At 39.6% G+C, this 18,131-nt stretch carries 13 protein-coding genes and 1 pseudogene; 4 read left to right on the top strand and 10 right to left on the bottom strand.

Translation table 11 applies throughout. The features are described 5' to 3' along the window. The first annotated feature begins 137 nt into the window (after nt 1-137). Together LG336_RS02440 and LG336_RS02435 are read left to right on the top strand one after the other, a co-directional pair. Nucleotides 138-1,589, top strand: a complete 1,452-nt coding sequence (locus LG336_RS02440; protein ID WP_404330992.1) for a carbon starvation protein A — start codon at nt 138-140, stop codon at nt 1,587-1,589. 504 nt (nt 1,590-2,093) lie between these two features. After that, nucleotides 2,094-3,005, top strand: coding sequence for a ketopantoate reductase family protein (locus tag LG336_RS02435; protein WP_404330991.1), 912 nt, complete (start codon nt 2,094-2,096; stop codon nt 3,003-3,005). Nucleotides 3,006-3,068: 63 nt separating this feature from the next. On the opposite strand, the gene LG336_RS02430 is transcribed toward LG336_RS02435, so the two are convergent. From LG336_RS02430 to LG336_RS02415, 4 genes are all read right to left on the bottom strand, one after another. Continuing rightward, nucleotides 3,069-4,391 carry a DUF4179 domain-containing protein gene (locus LG336_RS02430; protein WP_404330990.1) on the bottom strand — a complete coding sequence of 441 codons (1,323 nt, stop codon included), beginning with the start codon at nt 4,389-4,391 and terminating at the stop codon, nt 3,069-3,071. Beyond that, nucleotides 4,384-4,908 (bottom strand): sigma-70 family RNA polymerase sigma factor, encoded by a 525-nt coding sequence (locus LG336_RS02425; RefSeq protein ID WP_404330989.1) that lies wholly within the window; start codon nt 4,906-4,908, stop codon nt 4,384-4,386. The genes LG336_RS02430 and LG336_RS02425 overlap by 8 nt, the downstream gene beginning before the upstream one ends. Nucleotides 4,909-5,099: 191 nt before the next feature. After that, entirely contained in the window at nt 5,100-6,149 is a 1,050-nt protein-coding gene (locus LG336_RS02420; protein ID WP_404330988.1) for an alpha/beta fold hydrolase, read from the bottom strand. After that, complete coding sequence (locus tag LG336_RS02415; protein ID WP_404330987.1) at nt 6,115-6,633, bottom strand: hypothetical protein; 519 nt, start codon at nt 6,631-6,633, stop codon at nt 6,115-6,117. Before LG336_RS02415 ends, LG336_RS02420 begins: the two co-directional genes overlap by 35 nt. A gap of 300 nt (nt 6,634-6,933) precedes the next feature. Between LG336_RS02415 and LG336_RS02410 the strand changes: the two genes are divergently transcribed. Beyond that, nucleotides 6,934-8,307: a cytochrome P450 gene (locus tag LG336_RS02410; RefSeq protein WP_404330986.1), complete on the top strand. Its 1,374-nt coding sequence runs from the start codon at nt 6,934-6,936 to the stop codon at nt 8,305-8,307. Nucleotides 8,308-8,792: 485 nt separating this feature from the next. On the opposite strand, the pseudogene LG336_RS02405 reads toward LG336_RS02410, so the two are convergent. Continuing rightward, nucleotides 8,793-10,842 (bottom strand): annotated as a pseudogene (locus LG336_RS02405) (EAL domain-containing protein). 309 nt (nt 10,843-11,151) lie between these two features. Beyond that, nucleotides 11,152-11,673, bottom strand: a complete 522-nt coding sequence (locus LG336_RS02400; protein WP_404330985.1) for a GNAT family N-acetyltransferase — start codon at nt 11,671-11,673, stop codon at nt 11,152-11,154. A 161-nt stretch (nt 11,674-11,834) separates the two neighbouring features. Between LG336_RS02400 and LG336_RS02395 the strand changes: the two genes are divergently transcribed. Continuing rightward, nucleotides 11,835-11,957, top strand: a complete 123-nt coding sequence (locus tag LG336_RS02395) for a DUF4023 domain-containing protein (protein WP_404330984.1) — start codon at nt 11,835-11,837, stop codon at nt 11,955-11,957. 295 nt (nt 11,958-12,252) lie between these two features. Here LG336_RS02395 and LG336_RS02390 read toward each other — a convergent pair whose 3' ends face one another. The 4 genes from LG336_RS02390 to LG336_RS02375 form a co-directional block, all read right to left on the bottom strand. Continuing rightward, on the bottom strand, nt 12,253-13,440 hold the full coding sequence (locus LG336_RS02390; RefSeq protein WP_404330983.1) for a glycoside hydrolase domain-containing protein: 1,188 nt from the start codon (nt 13,438-13,440) through the stop codon (nt 12,253-12,255). A gap of 154 nt (nt 13,441-13,594) precedes the next feature. Further along, nucleotides 13,595-16,027, bottom strand: a complete 2,433-nt coding sequence (locus LG336_RS02385) for a S8 family serine peptidase (RefSeq protein WP_404330982.1) — start codon at nt 16,025-16,027, stop codon at nt 13,595-13,597. Nucleotides 16,028-16,431: 404 nt separating this feature from the next. Beyond that, complete coding sequence (locus LG336_RS02380) at nt 16,432-16,977, bottom strand: GDYXXLXY domain-containing protein (RefSeq protein WP_404330981.1); 546 nt, start codon at nt 16,975-16,977, stop codon at nt 16,432-16,434. Next, nucleotides 16,970-18,037 (bottom strand): DUF2157 domain-containing protein, encoded by a 1,068-nt coding sequence (locus tag LG336_RS02375; protein ID WP_404330979.1) that lies wholly within the window; start codon nt 18,035-18,037, stop codon nt 16,970-16,972. Before LG336_RS02375 ends, LG336_RS02380 begins: the two co-directional genes overlap by 8 nt. Nucleotides 18,038-18,131: the final 94 nt, after the last annotated feature.

Here is an 18,131-nt window from a genome sequence, read left to right as displayed (position 1 = left end):
ATCTTAATCATGAAATAAAGCATGTTAATCCTAATTTTCGACTTCATAAACTAAAATCCCCCTATTTATTCTATAACTCTCTTATAATAGTTATGTAAACGCATTCATTGTCTTATAGGGAAAAAGGGGGAAAACATATGTATACATTTTTAGCGGGGATTGCCCTTTTAATTATTGGTTATTTTACTTATGGTAAATTTATTGAGAAAGTTTTTGGGGTGAAGGAAGATCGTACTACACCTGCTTATGTAAATGGTGATGGCGTCGATTACATCCCAATGAGCACGCCAAAAAACTCCTTGATTCAGCTTTTAAACATTGCTGGTACAGGACCTATTTTTGGTCCCATTATGGGAGCGCTTTACGGACCTGTAGCGTTCATTTGGATTGTTATCGGCTGTATTTTCGCTGGTGCTGTTCATGATTATCTTACTGGAATGATTTCCATCCGTAACCGCGGTGCGCACTTGCCTGAACTTGCAAGTAAGTTTTTAGGTAAGGTAATGAAGCACGTGGTTAATGCCTTTGCTGTCCTTCTTCTTCTACTGGTTGGTACAGTATTCGTTTCCACACCTGCTAGCTTACTCCACGTTCTTATGGACGGGAAAGTAGCACTAGGTATTCTTATTGGAGCTATATTTGTTTATTATGTTCTAGCTACGCTTTTACCAGTTGATAAAATCATCGGCCGCTTATACCCGTACTTTGGAGCATTATTAATCATTAGTGCTGTAGGAGTAGGAATCGGTCTAGTGGTTACAGGAGCTCCAATTCCTGAACTTTCATTAACAAATTTCCATCCTAGCAATGCGCCGATCTTCCCATTAATCTTCTTTACGATTACATGTGGGGCACTTTCAGGATTCCATGCTACACAAACGCCAATCATTTCTCGTACTACACAAAAAGAAAAGCAAGGTCGTAAAATTTTCTACGGTATGATGATTGCAGAGGGTATTATTGCTATGATCTGGGCTGCTGCGGCAATGAGCTTATTTAACGGCTATGGCGGTTTAAATGAGGTATTAGCAGCTGGTGGTCCTGGAGCGGTTGTAAGTGAAGTATCAACTACAATGCTTGGTGCTATTGGTGGTACTTTAGCAATCCTTGGTGTCGTTGTTCTTCCAATCACATCTGGAGACACCGCTTTCCGTAGTGCTCGTATGATTATTGCGGAATATTTAAATATTGCACAGAAGAAATTTTCAAGTCGCTTATGGATTGCGGTTCCATTATTCGTAATTTCTATGGTCCTAACACAAATTGACTTCAATATTTTATGGAGATACTTTAGCTGGGCGAACCAAGCTACAGCTGTTATTGCTCTATTTGTTGGTGCTATGTACTTGTACATCGCTAAGAAAAACTATTTTATCCCACTCATTCCGGGAACGTTTATGTTAGTCATGGTTATCACCTATATCTTAAATGCACAGATAGGATTTGGCTTATCTATGAACATTGCTTGGATTGGTGGATTTATCGGAGCAGCCATACTCGTTGTCCTCTTCTTCGTAGCAGCTAAGAAAAATCGCGCAAATAATCTTCCACTTGAAGAGGATATTTCAAACTGGAACAAGGTGGCATAATGAGTTGCTGCAGTCCGGAATATCGCAAGGTTGTCAACGAGGAGGAAAAAAAGGTTAATGAAAAGGGAAAGGACTCCCTTCCCCTTTTCGTTAAAATTATCAGTCTCTTGATTATTGCCGGGGCGCTTGGGATTGCTCTCATCTAGGAAGAAAAGCGCAAGCGCCCTGTTCAGCGGCGTATGGCCTGGAGCGCTCCAACTGAGATAAAGGAAACACGAAGAGCGATAGCGATTCGATGTTGACGCAATCGTTGCGGCGGTAAAAATCCAAAAGCCGATTTTTACTAGGAGAGCGAAGGACACTAGCCGCTAGGGCGCTGGAGCTGGACAAAAAGAAGTGTACGCGGTTTGACAGGCGTGCACTTCTTTTATTAGCTGAACTTCCTTATAGACTTTAAGTTTAAACTAAAGCAATGAAACCCTTAAAATGGTAAATTATAAACAGATACATGTCTGATCGAGTAAATTTGATTAAGAGATTGATTACATAAGGAGGCTATTTTCCATGAGAGTATTGATTGTTGGTGCGGGTGGTATTGGTGGTTATTTTGGTGGTCGTTTAGTAGAAAAAGGCGAAGATGTCACATTCCTTGTCCGCCATAATAGAAAGCAACAACTAGATGAGAACGGACTGGTGATAGAGAGTGTTCACGGCAATATGGAGTTTAAACCGAAAACATTATTAAGTGGAGAACCTGCTGAGCCTTTCGATGTTATCTTGTTATCAACGAAAGCCTACCATTTGCAAGGTGCGATTAAAAGCACGAAACCTTATGTCACAGAAAACACAATGATTTTACCACTCTTAAATGGCATTGCCCATGTGGATGAATTAAGAGCAGCTTTTGGGGATGATAAGGTAATTGGTGGGTTATGCTTTATTGAAACGACTCTTGATGAACAAGGGAAAGTGATTCAAACTAGCCCAATTCATGATTTAGTTTTTGGTGAGTTCTCTGGGGAGAAAACCGACAGGATCCAAAAACTCCAGGCTACTTTCCAAGGAACAAAAGCTAGTTTCCGTCTTTCAGAAAATATTGAGCAAGACATGTGGCATAAATATCAGTTTATCGCTACTCTTAGTGGCGTTACTTCTATTTTCCGGTCTCCGATCGGACCAATCCGCGATCAAGAATATGGGGTCAACACCATTCAGACTTTACTCCAAGAAGTCGGCGGGGTGATGCGGAGTGTTGCTGCACCTCTTGCCGATGAAATCGAGGCTAACCAATTCGAAAAGATCATGCAGATGGGGTACAATATGAAATCCTCTCTTCAGCGCGATATGGAGAAAGGATTAAAGACAGAAGCAGATCACTTTTTTGGTTACCTTCTAAAAATTTCTAAGGAAAAACAGCTTAGTACTCCTGTTATCAGCACCATATATGCTAATCTAGAAATCTACGAAGATCAATAAAACAAAAGTGTTTAGCTATCGATGAGCTAAACACTTTTTATTTTTATCATTAATGAACGAAGATTACTTAATCCTCACTTTCTCAGTTCCTTCAATCCAAGAAGGGTAAAAGCTTAGCTCCAGTGAAATCGGTCCCTTCACGCTACTCAAGTTAGAAATTACAACTCCATACTCCTCAATCCCGTCCTGATCTGGTCCACTATTAAACGAAGAAGGAGATTCTAACTCTTTACCATTTTCATCCCTTATGAGACCAAATAAGAAGTAATTAAACTCTTCTTTATTCTGAAAACGGAACACAGCCTGATTCTCTTCCACTCTTAAATGACTCAGCTTCTCTCCTGCTGGTTGCTTCAAGATTTCCTCGTTCTTCGGGTCGATCACCACGTTGGCTTCATCCTTATCCACTGCCTGAATTTTATTAACAGCAAGATACAACTCTTCAGGCTGCTTAAAATAGTTACTTTGTAGATAGATAATCTTCTCATTATCAGAAATTTGGCTTGCTGTTGTTCCGTTAGCAATTTTCGTCCAACTCTCGCCATTTTCATCAACCAATCTTAAATCTTCAAATTCAAGCAACTTTTTCGTGTTGTTATCATCCATCTTTATATGAACAGCCACCCTTAGTGGATAAACCGTTGCCTCAATAAATTCAATTGCTTGACCTTCAATGGTAACATTCTTGTTAATATCATAAGTTTTCTTCTTCGCAAGCTCTTCCTCAATGGAGAAAGGCAGGTTGAAACTCCATTCATTCCCATCACCACTTACTTGTAGACTTAACTCAAACTCCCTCGCTTCATAAGGAGATTGGAAAAAGTATTCAACTGTTCCGCTAAATGATTTTTCTCCAGTCTCTGAATAATGGGGTCCTCCTGATGAAATCGTTCCCCAATCTAGTTTCGAACCGTCCTGACTGGTTAACTGAGGTCGATCTACCAATAACTCTTTCCGCTTTTCTTCTGAATCTAAAGTATAAAATAAGACCAGCCCCTGCTCATCAGCAATGGCTCCGTCAATCGTCAGCCTTAGACCCTCCGCTTCATCTGAAACCCCAATCTCTTGATAATACTCATTTTCAACCGCTAGCATTCTTCCCTTATCGTCGCGGATTAGTTCTACTAACTTTTCCATCCCAGGAATAATCGTGATGTAATGAGCAAATGTTGGAGAAACCCGAATGGTTGTGAAGAAACCTATGATCAAGACCGCCGCGGCAACAAGTGAAATCACTCTACGCTTTCTGGACTTCTGGCGTCTCGCTTCACTCCTTGCTCGTTGTAAACCTAAGTGAATCTGCTCATCTAACAATACGGTTGGGATTGAGATATTTACAAATTTCTTTTTATACTCAGCCAGCTTTTCCTCTTCACGGTTATACACTTTGGTTTCCTCCCTTCTCTTCAAGTCTCCCTTTAAGCGCCTTTAGCGCCTTATTTAGCCACGTCTTCACTGTTCCTTCAGGGCACTGCATCGAGGCGGCAATTTCCTTTATCTTTAAGTCATGGAAGTACTTAAGTGTCAAAATTTCTCTTGACCGATCATCCAAATCCTCCATCGCATCCTTAATCTCTAATCCAGAATGATCTTCGGAGATTTCTTGTACCTGGAGAAGCTCCTCACCCAATACCTCACGTTTGTTCTTTTTAAGTTGGTCATTGCAATAATTAATCATGATTCGGATCAACCATGTTTTCACATATGATGCATCCCGAACTTGGTGGATACTTTTATATGCGCGATATGTAACCTCCTGAATAGCCTCTAACGCCTCATCACCGTTTTTCAAATAAGCTAGAGCTGTTTTATAAAGCTCTTCCTTGTACAATTGCATAATTTTCACAAATGCCTGGTCATCACCACTTACGGCACGTTTCACAAGCAACTCTTCTGCATTCAAGTCTCTTCCCTCCTTAATTTTCTAGCAAGTACGAGGAAAAAGACATTATTCCCTCTTTTTATATGGTTTATTTATATCTTTCTATATATTAGACTTTTAAACAATGAAATGGTTTTAGTTAGTTTTAGTCTTTTAAAACATTTTAGCCACCTATACTTATTAGGTGGCTGGTTATATCTAAAATTAACTATTTATGACCTCTTCTGTAACCATTCAGTAAGAAAATCAGGTAAGCCTCCTTTAATGGCAAGGCTGACATGCCCTCCTCTTTCTCGCCTGTACGTCTTATCTCGAGAGGAGATCTTCGACATCAACGGCTTTGTCATTTCTTCTGGGATGAGCTCGTCAGCTTCTGTTGAAACGACAAGAAGGTTTGCTTTGATTTTCTTCAAATTAACCCTTTTATTCCTTAGTTCTAGCTTATTTTTAATCAGTTTATTTTTAATAAGGAGCTCGTTGATTAACTCTTTAAAAGCCGCACCTGAAAACGGAACATGGCCTTTCACCCATTTGTCAAACCTCTTCCATTTTTCAAGATACCTCTTGTCATTCATTCTTCCTAGCAAAGCTAAATACGGGGTAACATTTACCGGAGCTGTAATAAGACGCAACCAGAATTCCATTACTTGTGCTGGAATAACCCCGTATTCGTCAATTAATTCGTCCATCTTCAGCTCTCCACGTTTAAAAGCTTTAGCCCATTTGTCCATGTAAGGAATCTCACTTATGTCAACTGGAGTGGCAAACAAAATTAAGTTTTTAATTGGTTCATTTGCCACAGCCGCATAGATTAGCGCTAACGTACCACCAAGGCAATACCCGATTATTGTGATTTCCTCTGCACCTGAATGGCGAAGTGCCCTACGTACGCCTGTTTGAATATAATCAAAAACATAATCTCCGAGAGAGAGATGTTTGTCCTCATAACCTGGAATACCGAAATCCAACAAGTAGACATCATAGCCTTCATTAGTGAACCCTTCAATCATACTAGACCCAGGTCCAAGGTCTAGTATAAAGGCTTGATTTACAAGTGAATAAACAAGGAATAGCGGAGTTTTATACTTCTTAGCTGGAGCTGGATAATACCAGAGAGTAGCTTTGTTCTTTTTCCAAATTGCTTTTCTTGGAGTTGGTCCCACTGGTGGATCTGAATGATTCGACAAAGAACCGAACAGCCTTAAGCCTTTTGGTTTACGTGGGCCTTCAAGCACCATTGTTACCCCTTTGAGCAAGGGCATTTCTCACGGCATCCTTTAATACTTTCATTCCCATTTCAGATAGGAAATGAACTATTTGGGTTTTCAGCGTTTGAGGGAAGTCCTCATCTAATGCTCCCTCCAACTCCTGGCCTTCGTTCTCTACAGTTTCTGAATGCTGATTTTCAGAATCATTATTGTTACTCTCTAGAGACAACTCTGATGGACTTTCATCAAGTAGCTGCATAAGCAAGTCTTCAATACGATCCAATTTTTCTTCTAGCTGCATAACCAATCTCGCAATAGCTGCTACATCATCCTTCGTGGGAAGATTCAATTGCTGTGCAACTAGTTCATTGAATCTACGAAGCTTTTTTAGCGTACTAAGGTGCTTTTGTATCCCTTCATTAGCGCTAGCTATTAAATCATTATCGTTTAACCTTTCCTGTATAAGATTATTTATTTCCTTCTCATATTTGGCAACAAGCGATGTTAAATCCTTTAGTTTCATAGATTTATTACTCATATATTCTCCTTCCCTTTAGACTATCAAAGCCTAGAACCATACGGTTTTTCCACATAAAACAAGCTCCTTATATCTTATACATCCGTACATTAAGGGTGCTAAAAATGGTTGATATGACTAGTTTTTTAAAAAGAAATTAGAAGTCTTACTATCAAGGTTGAATCTATTCAAGAATGGAAACTTAAACCAGGGCTTTTCCACCAATTTACACACAATTTCGGTAATTCTTGCTTATCATATACGGAGTAAAACCTTGCTCCCATCCGTTGGCCATATGATCATGAAAGGAGGACATGTTATTTGGACGATGCATTTAATCAAAAGAAAATACCTCTAGCTCCGAACGGTAGTTATTTCACAGGACATTTAAACGATTTCCAAAGAAATCCGCTACGGTTTATGCAAACTCTTGCTAGTAAATACGGACATATTGTTCGATTTCGCTTAGGCCCACTTCATAAAGTGATCCTACTTTCGGATCCTGAATTAATAAAAGAAGTACTCGTGACTAAACAAAAATGCTTCATTAAATCGAGGGAGGTCCAGTCTTTAAAAACACTCGTTGGTGAAGGGCTTCTAACGAGTGAAAAGGATATGCATATGCAGCAGAGAAGATTGATACAGCCAGCTTTCAAGAAAACACATATAAACGCTTATGCTCAAGATATGATTGATTTAACAGAGGAATATATGAGCAAGTGGAATGATGGAATGGAAACCGAAATCACTAAGGATATGTTAGATATTACTTTAGGAATTATCAGCAAAACGATGTTCAGCATGGATTTCAAAGAGGGGCATGAACTGTTAGGAGATTCCGTTGAAAACGGGATGAAGCTTGCTATAAAGCGAATGAGATCTATCCTTCCGCTTCCTTTATGGGTACCATCCAAAACCAACCGAGAATATAAACAGGTTGCACAAGCACTTGACCAAGTGCTTTTTAGCATCATTGGGAACAGAAGACAGAATGACAGCCATAAGGAGGATCTGCTTGGAATCCTAATGAACGCTAGGGATGATGAGCACGGAACCGGCATGACTGACCAGCAGCTTCGCGACGAACTCATGACTATTTTCCTAGCTGGCCATGAAACAACGGCAAATGCTTTATCCTGGACGATTTTCCTTTTGTCGCAGCATCCAGAAGTAGAGGAAGAACTTCATAATGAAATTGACTCTGTCATTGGCTCAGAATCACTAAAACTAGAACACTTCCAAAGGCTATCTTACACACAAAACGTAATCTGGGAATCTCTACGTCTCTTTCCTCCTGCCTATGTAATTGGCCGGCAGGTGGACGAGGATGTTGAAATCGGTGGCTACCTATTCAAAAAAGGAGAAACCGTGCTCATGAGCCAATTCGTTATCCATCGACTCCCAGACTACTTTGAGGACCCAGAAGATTTTAGGCCAGCAAGATTTGAAAATAATTTTATGAAAACATTGCCTACTTATGCCTACTTTCCATTCGGAGGTGGTCCGAGAGTTTGCATCGGGAATCACTTTGCCTTTATGGAAATGGTCCTTGTGCTGGCCTGTATTGCTCAACGGTATCGGCTCAGGCTAATTGGACATCATGAGACTATTAAACCCCAGCCACTTATTACCCTTAGGCCAAAGCCTGGCCTGAAAATGAAGTTGGAAAAGAGGGAATTGGGAGTAAGAGATTAAATCCCACACCTAATAGGATGTAGGTTCTCTTTTGAGGTGTAAATAGCAATAAAGCATAGCCATTCACAAAAGAAAAAGCAGGGCAACCATATTGGAATTTGCCCTGCTCTTTTAGTTATTCCTATTGCCTCCTGTGACACTTAACAAAAATAGACGGAATAATTCCGCTTATTTTAGTAAAGAGCATTGAAATTAGCTTAAATAAGCGGAAAAATTCGGCTTATTTTCCTTTCGCTAGTTATTCAATTAAGGACAAGCCTTCTTAATCTAGGAGAGGTTAAATAAAAAAGCTTTTGGGTCAGGAGAACCCGTTAACTATAAGATTGATGTGGGCTCCTTGTTTGGGCATTGGCTGCTTGTATTTTGAACCTCATTATCACTAAAAAGAAAAATAAAATCATCAAATCTGAACAAAAACCTGAAGCTTTATAACAGAACAAATCCCCACTGTAACAGTAGGGGATTTTTGATTATTCAAGTTCCATTCATACTTTTACAATTGGCTCAAGGCTAATACACGAAGATGACTTTGGCATGCTATAGTAGAAGCCTTGTCCAATATGACAGTTGTTTTCTAGAAGGAAATCAACCTGTTTCTGAGACTCGATTCCTTCTGCCACCACCTCGAAACCCAAATTGTATCCCATTTCAATAATCGTCTTCACTAAAGAACCGCGACTAGGATGCTGAATGATATCGTCAACAAATGACTTATCGATCTTAATTCTATCAATTGGGATGCTTTAAGCTGCTAATGGATGAGTAGCCTGTACCAAAATCGTCAATAGCGATTAAGACACCGATATTTTTCAAATGATTAAGAAGATCGGGAGAACGATCATAATCGAGCATCATACTTTCTGTAATCTCAAGCTCTAAATAACATGGCTCAAGACCCGTTTTAACAAGTATATTCTTAACCATTTCAACAAATTTCTCATCCTGTAACTGCCGTACAGAAATATTGACTGATACGGGAATATAGGTCAGGCCGTTACCCTGCCAAATTTTATTTTGTTTACATGCAGTTTTTAGTACCCACTCTCCTAGTGGGATAATAAGACCTGTTTCCTCGGCTAATAAGATAAATTCTGCAGGGGAAATTAGCCCCTGCTCAGGGTGTTTCCAGCGTACTAGTGCCTCTACCCCTACGACATTTCCTGAAACCAATTCCACCTGTGGCTGATAATGGAGCTCCAATTGATTAAGTTCTAACGCCTTTCTTAATCCGTTTTCTAATTCTAATTTTCTATTAGACTGTCTATCTAGCTGACAAGTATAAAACTGATAGTTGTTTTTGCCTCTTTTTTTTGCCGAATACATCGCTGTATCTGCGTGTTTAATCAAGGTTTCTTCATCTTTTCCATCTTCGGGCGTCAAACTAATTCCGATACTCGTTGTCAAAAAATACTCGTGGCAATCTATTTTTATCCCCAATGAAAATTCGAATAAGATACGTTTAGCAACCTTTTCTGTTTTTAGTTTATCTGTATTCCTTAACACGATGATAAATTCGTCTCCGCCGTTTCGTGCTACTAGTCCTTCATCACCCACTGCCTTTTCCAGCATGAGCGCTACTTTTTTTAATACCTGATCTCCAGTTGTATGCCCCTTTGTATCATTTATTATTTTGAATCGGTCTAAATCAAGAAATAGTACCGCAATTGTCTCCCCATAATTCTCTCTCAAAGCCGACTCTATATAACTTCTCAACATAAATCGATTCGGAAGGCTCGTAAGAACATCATAGTAAGCCATTCGCTTTATTGTCGCCTCAACCTGTTTACGTTGAGAAATGTCTCTGCCAACAATCTGCTCTGCCATTCTCCCCTCGTACAAAATAGGGACGGCCGACATTTCTAAATCAAGCTTTTGTCCATCCTGCCCGATAACTTGAAATTCAAACAACCTTTTTTCGGGACAATCCGTATTTATTTGAGCTAGTATTTCAGGCGGGATAATTTTTGATATCGGCTGTCCTAATAATTCATTTTGACTTTCAGCTTTTAGCAGCTTAACCCCTGCCTCGTTAACATAATCTAACTTCCCTCTGCTGTAAACAGCCACTAAATCTGGAGACATGTCCACTAAGCTATGGTATAGCCCCTCACTCTCTTTTCGATCCGTAATATCGAACAATACGCTGTTAAAATCCACTAGGTGCCCTGAGTGGTCTAATGTAGGAATGCCTCTATCCTGAATCCACCGTACTTCTCCATCAGCACGGATGATTCGATATACACTCGTCACCGGCTCTCCATTAGCAATCTTTTCGGCACGTTCCGATAACACGCTTACATCCTCTGGATGAATCACCTTGCTCCATAAATCCTTGTTCTGATAAAACATCTCTGCCGTATATCCATAAAGCTTTTCAATGCCGGAAGTAACCAGTAAGGTATTTGATTTCAAATCATGTGACCATATGGCCACATCCAATGTTTCATAGATGTTTTTTAACCTCTTCCGGTTATCCTTTAGTTCATTCGTAGACTCAATAATTTTCTTAGATACTCTCCAAATAATAAAAAACATAATGACCGTGACAAGTACTTCAATTAATAATCGAAGGACAACATTCAAAGTAAACATGAATGTGAAAGCTAGATCAACCATGCCCAATAAAAGTATTAATACAAAAACAGATGGAAGCTTCCATTTTTCAAACGTAGTTAATTTTTCTTTATCCATGTAAGTTAGGTCTCCAGTCTCCCTAGCGTAAAAAAAACATTACCTCCATTTTATTATGCCAAACTCCTCCACACAATGCGTTAATTAATGGGATTTATTTCTTTTCCTACGACGAAATAAGTGCCTGTACCACCCAAGGCGTACAGGCACTTATTATTTGAAAAGTTTCTCAAAGCAATAATATTTTTCATGTCCTGCTGGTTTTCCATCCAACTCAACTACACCTGTACTTTTGTACCCTCTTTTTTCATAAAATTTGACTGCTGCCTCATTTCCCGAAAAAGCATCGAGACGTAAAGCAGGATATCCGTTTTCTCTTGTGAAGTTCTCTGCAAACTCCAGCATCCTACCGCCATGTCCTCCACCCTGTACCGAGGGATGAACACAAAAGGAGTGGAGGATTAACGGGCTCCCTTCCACTTCGGACCATTGTGCTTGCTTCCATTCGTCCGTCTGCCATTCATCGAGTACCATTGCTCCTTGTATTTCATCGTTTATTTTTAAAATAAATAGGTTTTCACCCTTAAACGCAGTCTCAAAATAATCTTGACTAGGATAGTGCTCGTCCCATTGAAGGATACCACGTTGTTCCAGATAAGACTTACAATCCTCGAACATCTCCGTTATAACAGGAACATCCTCATAAGTAGCACGTAAAATTTGTGTATCTTCCATTCCATAGCTCCTTCAATTTCAGTATTTCTCTGTACATGTTGCAATTCGAACCTAATCGAACATTTCTATTTTTTCCAAACCATACGTTATCATTCTCATCCTGTATGATTTCATTTTATATGGATAAAGTAAAAATGAATGATGATGAAGGAGGGGCAAATATGGAAAGTACAAATGAATTTTTAAATAAGTTGCATGATAAACAGCATAAGGATGAAACAAATCGTAAACGTCAAGGGAAAAATAACCCTAGTGAAAAGCTTCCTACTAACCGAAATAAGTAATAAGAAAAGCGCAAGCGCCCTGCAGCGGCGTATGGCCTGGAGCTCTCCAACTGAGATAAAGGAAACACGAAGAGCGTTAGCGATTCGATGTTGACTTATCGGAGGGCGGTAAAAATCCAAAAGCCGATTTTTACTCGGAGAGCGAAGGACACTAGCCGCTAGGGCGCTGGAGCTGGACATTTCTCTAAGTCAAACCTAGTATACCTTCCTATGTTTTTTTTAAAAAAAGGGAAAACGTTAGGAGTTTCTTCACATAACGTTTTCCCTTAATCTAAGGCACATTTTTTAGTTGTAGTTACCAAAGCACCTCTAAAAGATCACTGTGGAATAAATTTGTATCAATATTACAAGCCTGTGCTTCTAGCCCATACTGCCATCCGCCGATAAGGGCATTATCCGGTGCCTCTGGTTGATATTCTGGGGCTTCTTTCTCTGTTGTAATCCCTATGTTTGGAGCAGCTGTCCAAACATAAGTATTTTCTAATAAATCACCATTATTTTGGCCTGCTTGTTCTAGGACTGCATATAGTTCTTGCTCTGCATCAAAAACACCATAGACACCCGGAGGATATGCTGACTCATTCATCGTTTCAAACCATCCTCTAATAAACTCAGAGTCCACTGGATAATCCGGCTCAATATCAGCAAAAATCGCAACTCCTTCAGGGACTCCTAAATCCTGTGCCATTTGTATCGCTGCCTGTGCTTGATTTTGTCCGTTTTCATACCCTCTTGCATCTTCGAAGTGGTTCCAAATCAATAGGATTTTAATATCATTTGAGTGTAGGAGTTCGATTTCATCAGATGTTAACCCTTTAGATACGCCATCTTTATCGCCTAAATAGCGCCCCCATATATCTGGAGAGCCAAAATTATCTCCTACGCATGCAAGCATCTCTTCGGTAGTCAAGCTTGCGGAATCAACACCCCAAATAATGCTGTCTTTCTCTTCATTGTTTGCTTCTTCCTCTTTATCGCCATTATTGTTGTCACCGTTATTTTCATTCTTGCCGTTATTATTCCCTTCATTATTGCCTTCACCTGAGCTAGATTCAGGGGCATCAGTATTATTACTAATATTATTCGAGAGATTTACATTCACATTGACTTCGAGATTATTTGTTACATTATTTTCAATTTTATTATCGTTGCTATTTTCCAAGTTATTATCAATTGTATTGCTTACATCTGCGTTTTCACCTGTGACATTGTTTTCAACATCATTCGAAATGTCCGCTGTATTGCCGTTAACGTTATTTTGAACGTTGTTAGAGATATCGCTGTTACCGGTTGAATCTTTGCTATTTGTATTTCCTTCGGAGTTATTCTCTTCTGAATTGTTCTCTTCTGAATTATTCTCTTGTTCATTTACAGGGTTTGTACCTCCTGAAGCATTAGAATCAATGAAGGAGAATACAAAGAACGAAATGAGCACCGTACAAAAAGCAGCTAGGACAACTGGCAAGATCTTAAATTTACCCAAAGCTTACACCCCTCCTTGTCATTTCATGTCATCGTATGCAACAAGGTAAATACAGGTGAGCTTCATAACTAGCAGGTAATAATTACCACAAGTAGAAAACCCGCTTGGATTATTAAGTCCAAGCGGGTCAATAAATGTATTTTGTTTTTTATCCTTATCGAAGTAAGAAATTCACTCCACTAAGGTCACTTTGTCCTTTATAGGTTGCATAAGCATAGACATTGTAGTAATTTCCCGCAGGGAGTTTAGAACCATTTACTGTTCCATCCCATTTAAAAGTACTGTAACCAGCAGAGACATTTTCATATGTTGCAATGTCGCCTAAATATCCTACAGGAGCGCCATCCTTATTAGAAAGATAAACAAACAACTCGACTGTTTCTGCACCGCCAGGGAATAGCCCTTGAATCTCAAACTGCCCATCAGCTAATTGAGAAATTCCCACGTATTCTGCACGTGGATAATCTGGTTCTTGCACAAACAAAATGGTTGGTACGTCAATTGAACCTTCGCCATCACTAATGGTGATTGAACCCTCATAATATCCTGGTGCTAGCTTTCCGGCATCCACTTGTACATTTAAGTTCACTTGCTGTGACTGACCAGCGTTTACTTCCAAGTTATTGCTTGTTGAAACCTTAATAGTATCAGAGTGTTTGCCCATGTTTACTTCAAAGCTATAATTCTTCTTTTCTTCAGACAGATTTTTAATCGTAAACTGCTGTTTTTCCACTTGCTTTCCTTTATTTTTAAGGAAAGTTCCAAATGAATGACTTCCTGGAGCAGCTAAAGTATCTGTATGAATAGCATCAACAACACGAATGCTTCCAGCACCTTGGGTGTTATGTGGATAAGCTTTTCCAGTAGCAGGATTGATTAATTCTTCTGCTGTGTTCATAAGTGCCGCCTTTACATCCTCAACACCCCAGTCAGGATTCGCTTGAAGTACTAAAGCAGCCGCACCGGCTACGTGAGGTGACGCCATACTAGTTCCCTGCATTGCGGCATATCCATGTGGATTTTCTGAGTTATGAGTTGGAACAGTACTTGTAATATTTACCCCAGGAGCAGAAACATCTGGCTTGATCATCCAAGTGCCTGTTACCGGTCCGCGAGATGAGAAATCAGCCATTGATTCCCCTACTTCTGAATTAAATTCAATATTAAACGACACTTTGTTATTCCCTTTTGCTAATTCAGCTAAAAGCTTATCTCCATCAGCTTTCTCTGTCTTAATCGTTGGAACCGCCATTCCTGGGACATCTGCATGCTCACCAGCTACATTATTGTAGATGATTGCTCCCACTGCTCCTGCATTCTTAGCATTTGTTGCCTTATCAACAAAAGCAAAGCCACCACGACTAATTAAGGCAATTTTACCTGTAAGGTCTTTGCCTACGAAGTCTTCTGGCGCACCTAAACCAACATCAACAAACTCATATTCTTTTTCATTAAGAGCTAATAATTCTTTATCACTAGGGAAGCCCATAACTTTTGCCGTTGGGTACTCCACACCCTCTGCGGTAGAAATACTAGAATCATAGAGATTGTATGGAAGCTGCGTAGCACCTACAGAAATTGCTTCACGAGAGGTTCCTGGTGATCCAACTGTCCAGTTGTTTGGACCGCTATTTCCGTTGGAAGTTACCGCAACCACTCCCTCAGCCATTGCCCAATCCAATGCAATACTAGTAGCATAGTCAGGATCGTTCAGCGAGTTTCCTAGTGAAAGATTCATAACGTCAGCTCCATCTTCAACTGCTTGCTCAATTCCGGCAATAACGTTTTGGGTTGTCCCACTACCACCAGGTCCAAGTACACGATATGCCAGCAATTCAGCTTCTGGAGCTACTCCTTTTATTTGTCCATTCGCAGCAACCGTACCAGACACGTGGGTACCATGCTGAGTGGATTCCCCTCTTAAATCCCCTTCTGGTGTTTCTTGTGGATCTGGGTCATCATCGACAAAATCATAGCCTTTATTTTCGCCAAAAGCATGCGCTAAGTCTGGGTGAGTATAATCAGCTCCCGTATCAATTACCGCCACTGTTACACCTTCTCCAGTAACCCCAGATTCCCATGCTTCTTCCGAGCCGATGAACGGTGCACTGTCAAACATCGCTGGGCTGAATGCTTCATCAGAAACTGCTTTCGTTTCCACAACACTTGTGGTTGTGTAGGTAACCTCTGGATAGACAGCTTTAACTCCGGGAACGGCCAATAGTGCTGGTACACCCTCCTCGGGAAGTTCAACAGAGAATCCTGAAAAGACATAATCGTATTCACGATTTACTTTCGCTTCTTTTACTGCCTTGGTTACATCTGATTTTACCTGTTTACGAGCCTTAGAGAGATTTGCTTTCGATTGCTTTTGCCCTTTTTGCTTCGCCTCGACAATCGATGGTTCAGTCATTTCAACAATTACTGTTGTTTTGGCTGAAGATGAAAAATCAAAGTTTCCAACCAGTTCTGCAACCTTCGGAGTTTGCATGACATTTACAGGTGCTGCTGCAGCTGAGCCTGCCCCAGATAGAGCAAGTACAACTGCTGTGCTTGCAAGAATAGTTTTAAACGACTTTTTTCCCATTTCTCACATCATCCCCCTAATTTATCTAATCTAAGTTTTTACAAAAGTGGAACTATTTGTACTATTAATAATAAAGCTTATCTCGTAATAGTTTTCGATGGTATATAGACCTGTTTTCAAAAATATTTCACTAGGATTTATATACTACTTTTCTCAAAATTAGATTACTTACTAGGTATTTAGATACAGTATTTGATATTCGGTGGTTCTCAGTCTTAAATCTAGAGATCAAATCTTCTTAGTATGTTTTATAATCGCCTGTTTAATAGGACAAAGACTATTATGTTTGATACACAAAACAAACCAAGTTTCATCGATATTCATCCTACTCCTAGCCCATCCAACCAATAGGAAAAAAGGCTGCCTAAAAGGATTCCCCCATAGTGCAGCCTTAATTTATTGAGTTATTTTACGATTGTAAGGTCTACTAAATAGGCATATCCTTTTTTTACCTTTACTTTCGCTAAAATATTTCCGTTCCTAGAAGCCTCCTCCAAGTCTAGTCCCGTGTTGTCTTCAACGAAGTACTTATCAAGACTATAGGTGATATTAGCAACTTCCCTTCCTTCTACCCCACCATTCCATGAAGGACCAATGTAATTTAGTTTTCCTTTTAGATACAAGCCCGTATCAGGTTTAGTTAGAACAACTTCTGTTGGAGTATGAACACCATCCTTAAACTCTAGGGGTACATATACTTCCGTATCATACCACCCATTATCTAATTCGGTTCGGACTTCCTTACTGATTAATGAACTTGGAATCTCTTCGGCTTCATATCTTAAAACTACATAATCCCCGCGGAACAAATCTGTCGGGTCAACCGGAATTGTACGAAGGGTAATCTCTTCACCGGTCATCAACGTATATAACGGAGTTACCGTCATGCCTATTAAAATTCCAATTGGTACTAAACAAGCTAGTATGATTTGTTTGGCACGTTTAGACATGATTTTCCCTCCCTTTTTTCCTTTGCTTTTCAAAGTAAAATCCAAATCCAAGCAAGAGAATTCCGCCTATGATAAAGACAAGCGATTTTGGTAGGAAATCAAAGGTGTAATCGAGATAAAAGCGAAAAATCATGATACAAAGAATAATGATACTAAACAGACTGCCTCTTTTAATTAACCATAATAGATGCGATAAATATAGAATCGAAAAAGGAAGATACACCCACTCATTTGGCCAGCTATCTGGAAAAGACAACAGCAGTGCAGCTGCCCCGTGGACAAGAAATCCTAACATGACGTATATTTCATGGAGTTTCTCCTTCATATTTATGAGCATAATTCCAATAGCAAGGTAACAAAGACCGTAGATATATTCAACATCAGAGAGTCCCTTTAGGAAAAAGTTGAGTACAGAGGCGATAAAAGCAAGTACAAGAAACCCATTTACAAGACCTACCGCAGGTGAAAATCCCATTTTATTATTTAGGAAGTGGATGGCTATAATCCAGAGAAGAATCCAAAACGGAATCATTTGACCACTAAAGATTAGCCCATCTGTCATGTAAAAGAGAATTAAGATAGATGAACCAAGGAGTATCCATTTATCCCGTAGAACCAAGGCTAATGGGAGAAGTCCTAAGGACCACCATAAGAATGCATCCTGAAAGTCGCCTCCAAAATGAAACATTTGGCCAACAAGGAAAATCCCTGCACCAAAAACGATGCCCCCTAAATAATAAAAACTTTTTGCTGTTTTTGGGAAATTCCTTTCCATCCGGTAACCGGTAAACATACTGCCAATAAACAAACCTTGTATAAGTAAGAATTTAGTTAACTTCCCTATCTCTGCCCAATTGCTTGCAACGAAGCTTAAGATGCCTATCCCAATTAAAACAGATCCTACATATAGGAGTGTTTTCGTAAAAGAAATCTGTTCAGCTTCATAGATGTTATCTATCTCTTCACTTTTACCGGCCTGTATAACACCTGATTTTTCCAAAAAGTATAGTTCTCGTTTTAAAAACTGCAGTTCACTATACTTTACTCTGCGTTTGGACATGACCTTTCACACCTCTCATCTTATTGTTATCTCTATATACTTTTTGAGTCACCCACCTTCAGGAATAGTTAGTAATTTTGCAAGCTACTTTCCT

The organism is Mesobacillus maritimus (assembly GCF_044803185.1).
Classification (GTDB): Bacteria; Bacillota; Bacilli; order Bacillales; family Cytobacillaceae; genus Mesobacillus_B; species Mesobacillus_B maritimus_B.
The sequence above is the reverse complement of the archived record's forward strand: the minus strand, read 5'-3'. Positions and strand labels throughout refer to the sequence as shown.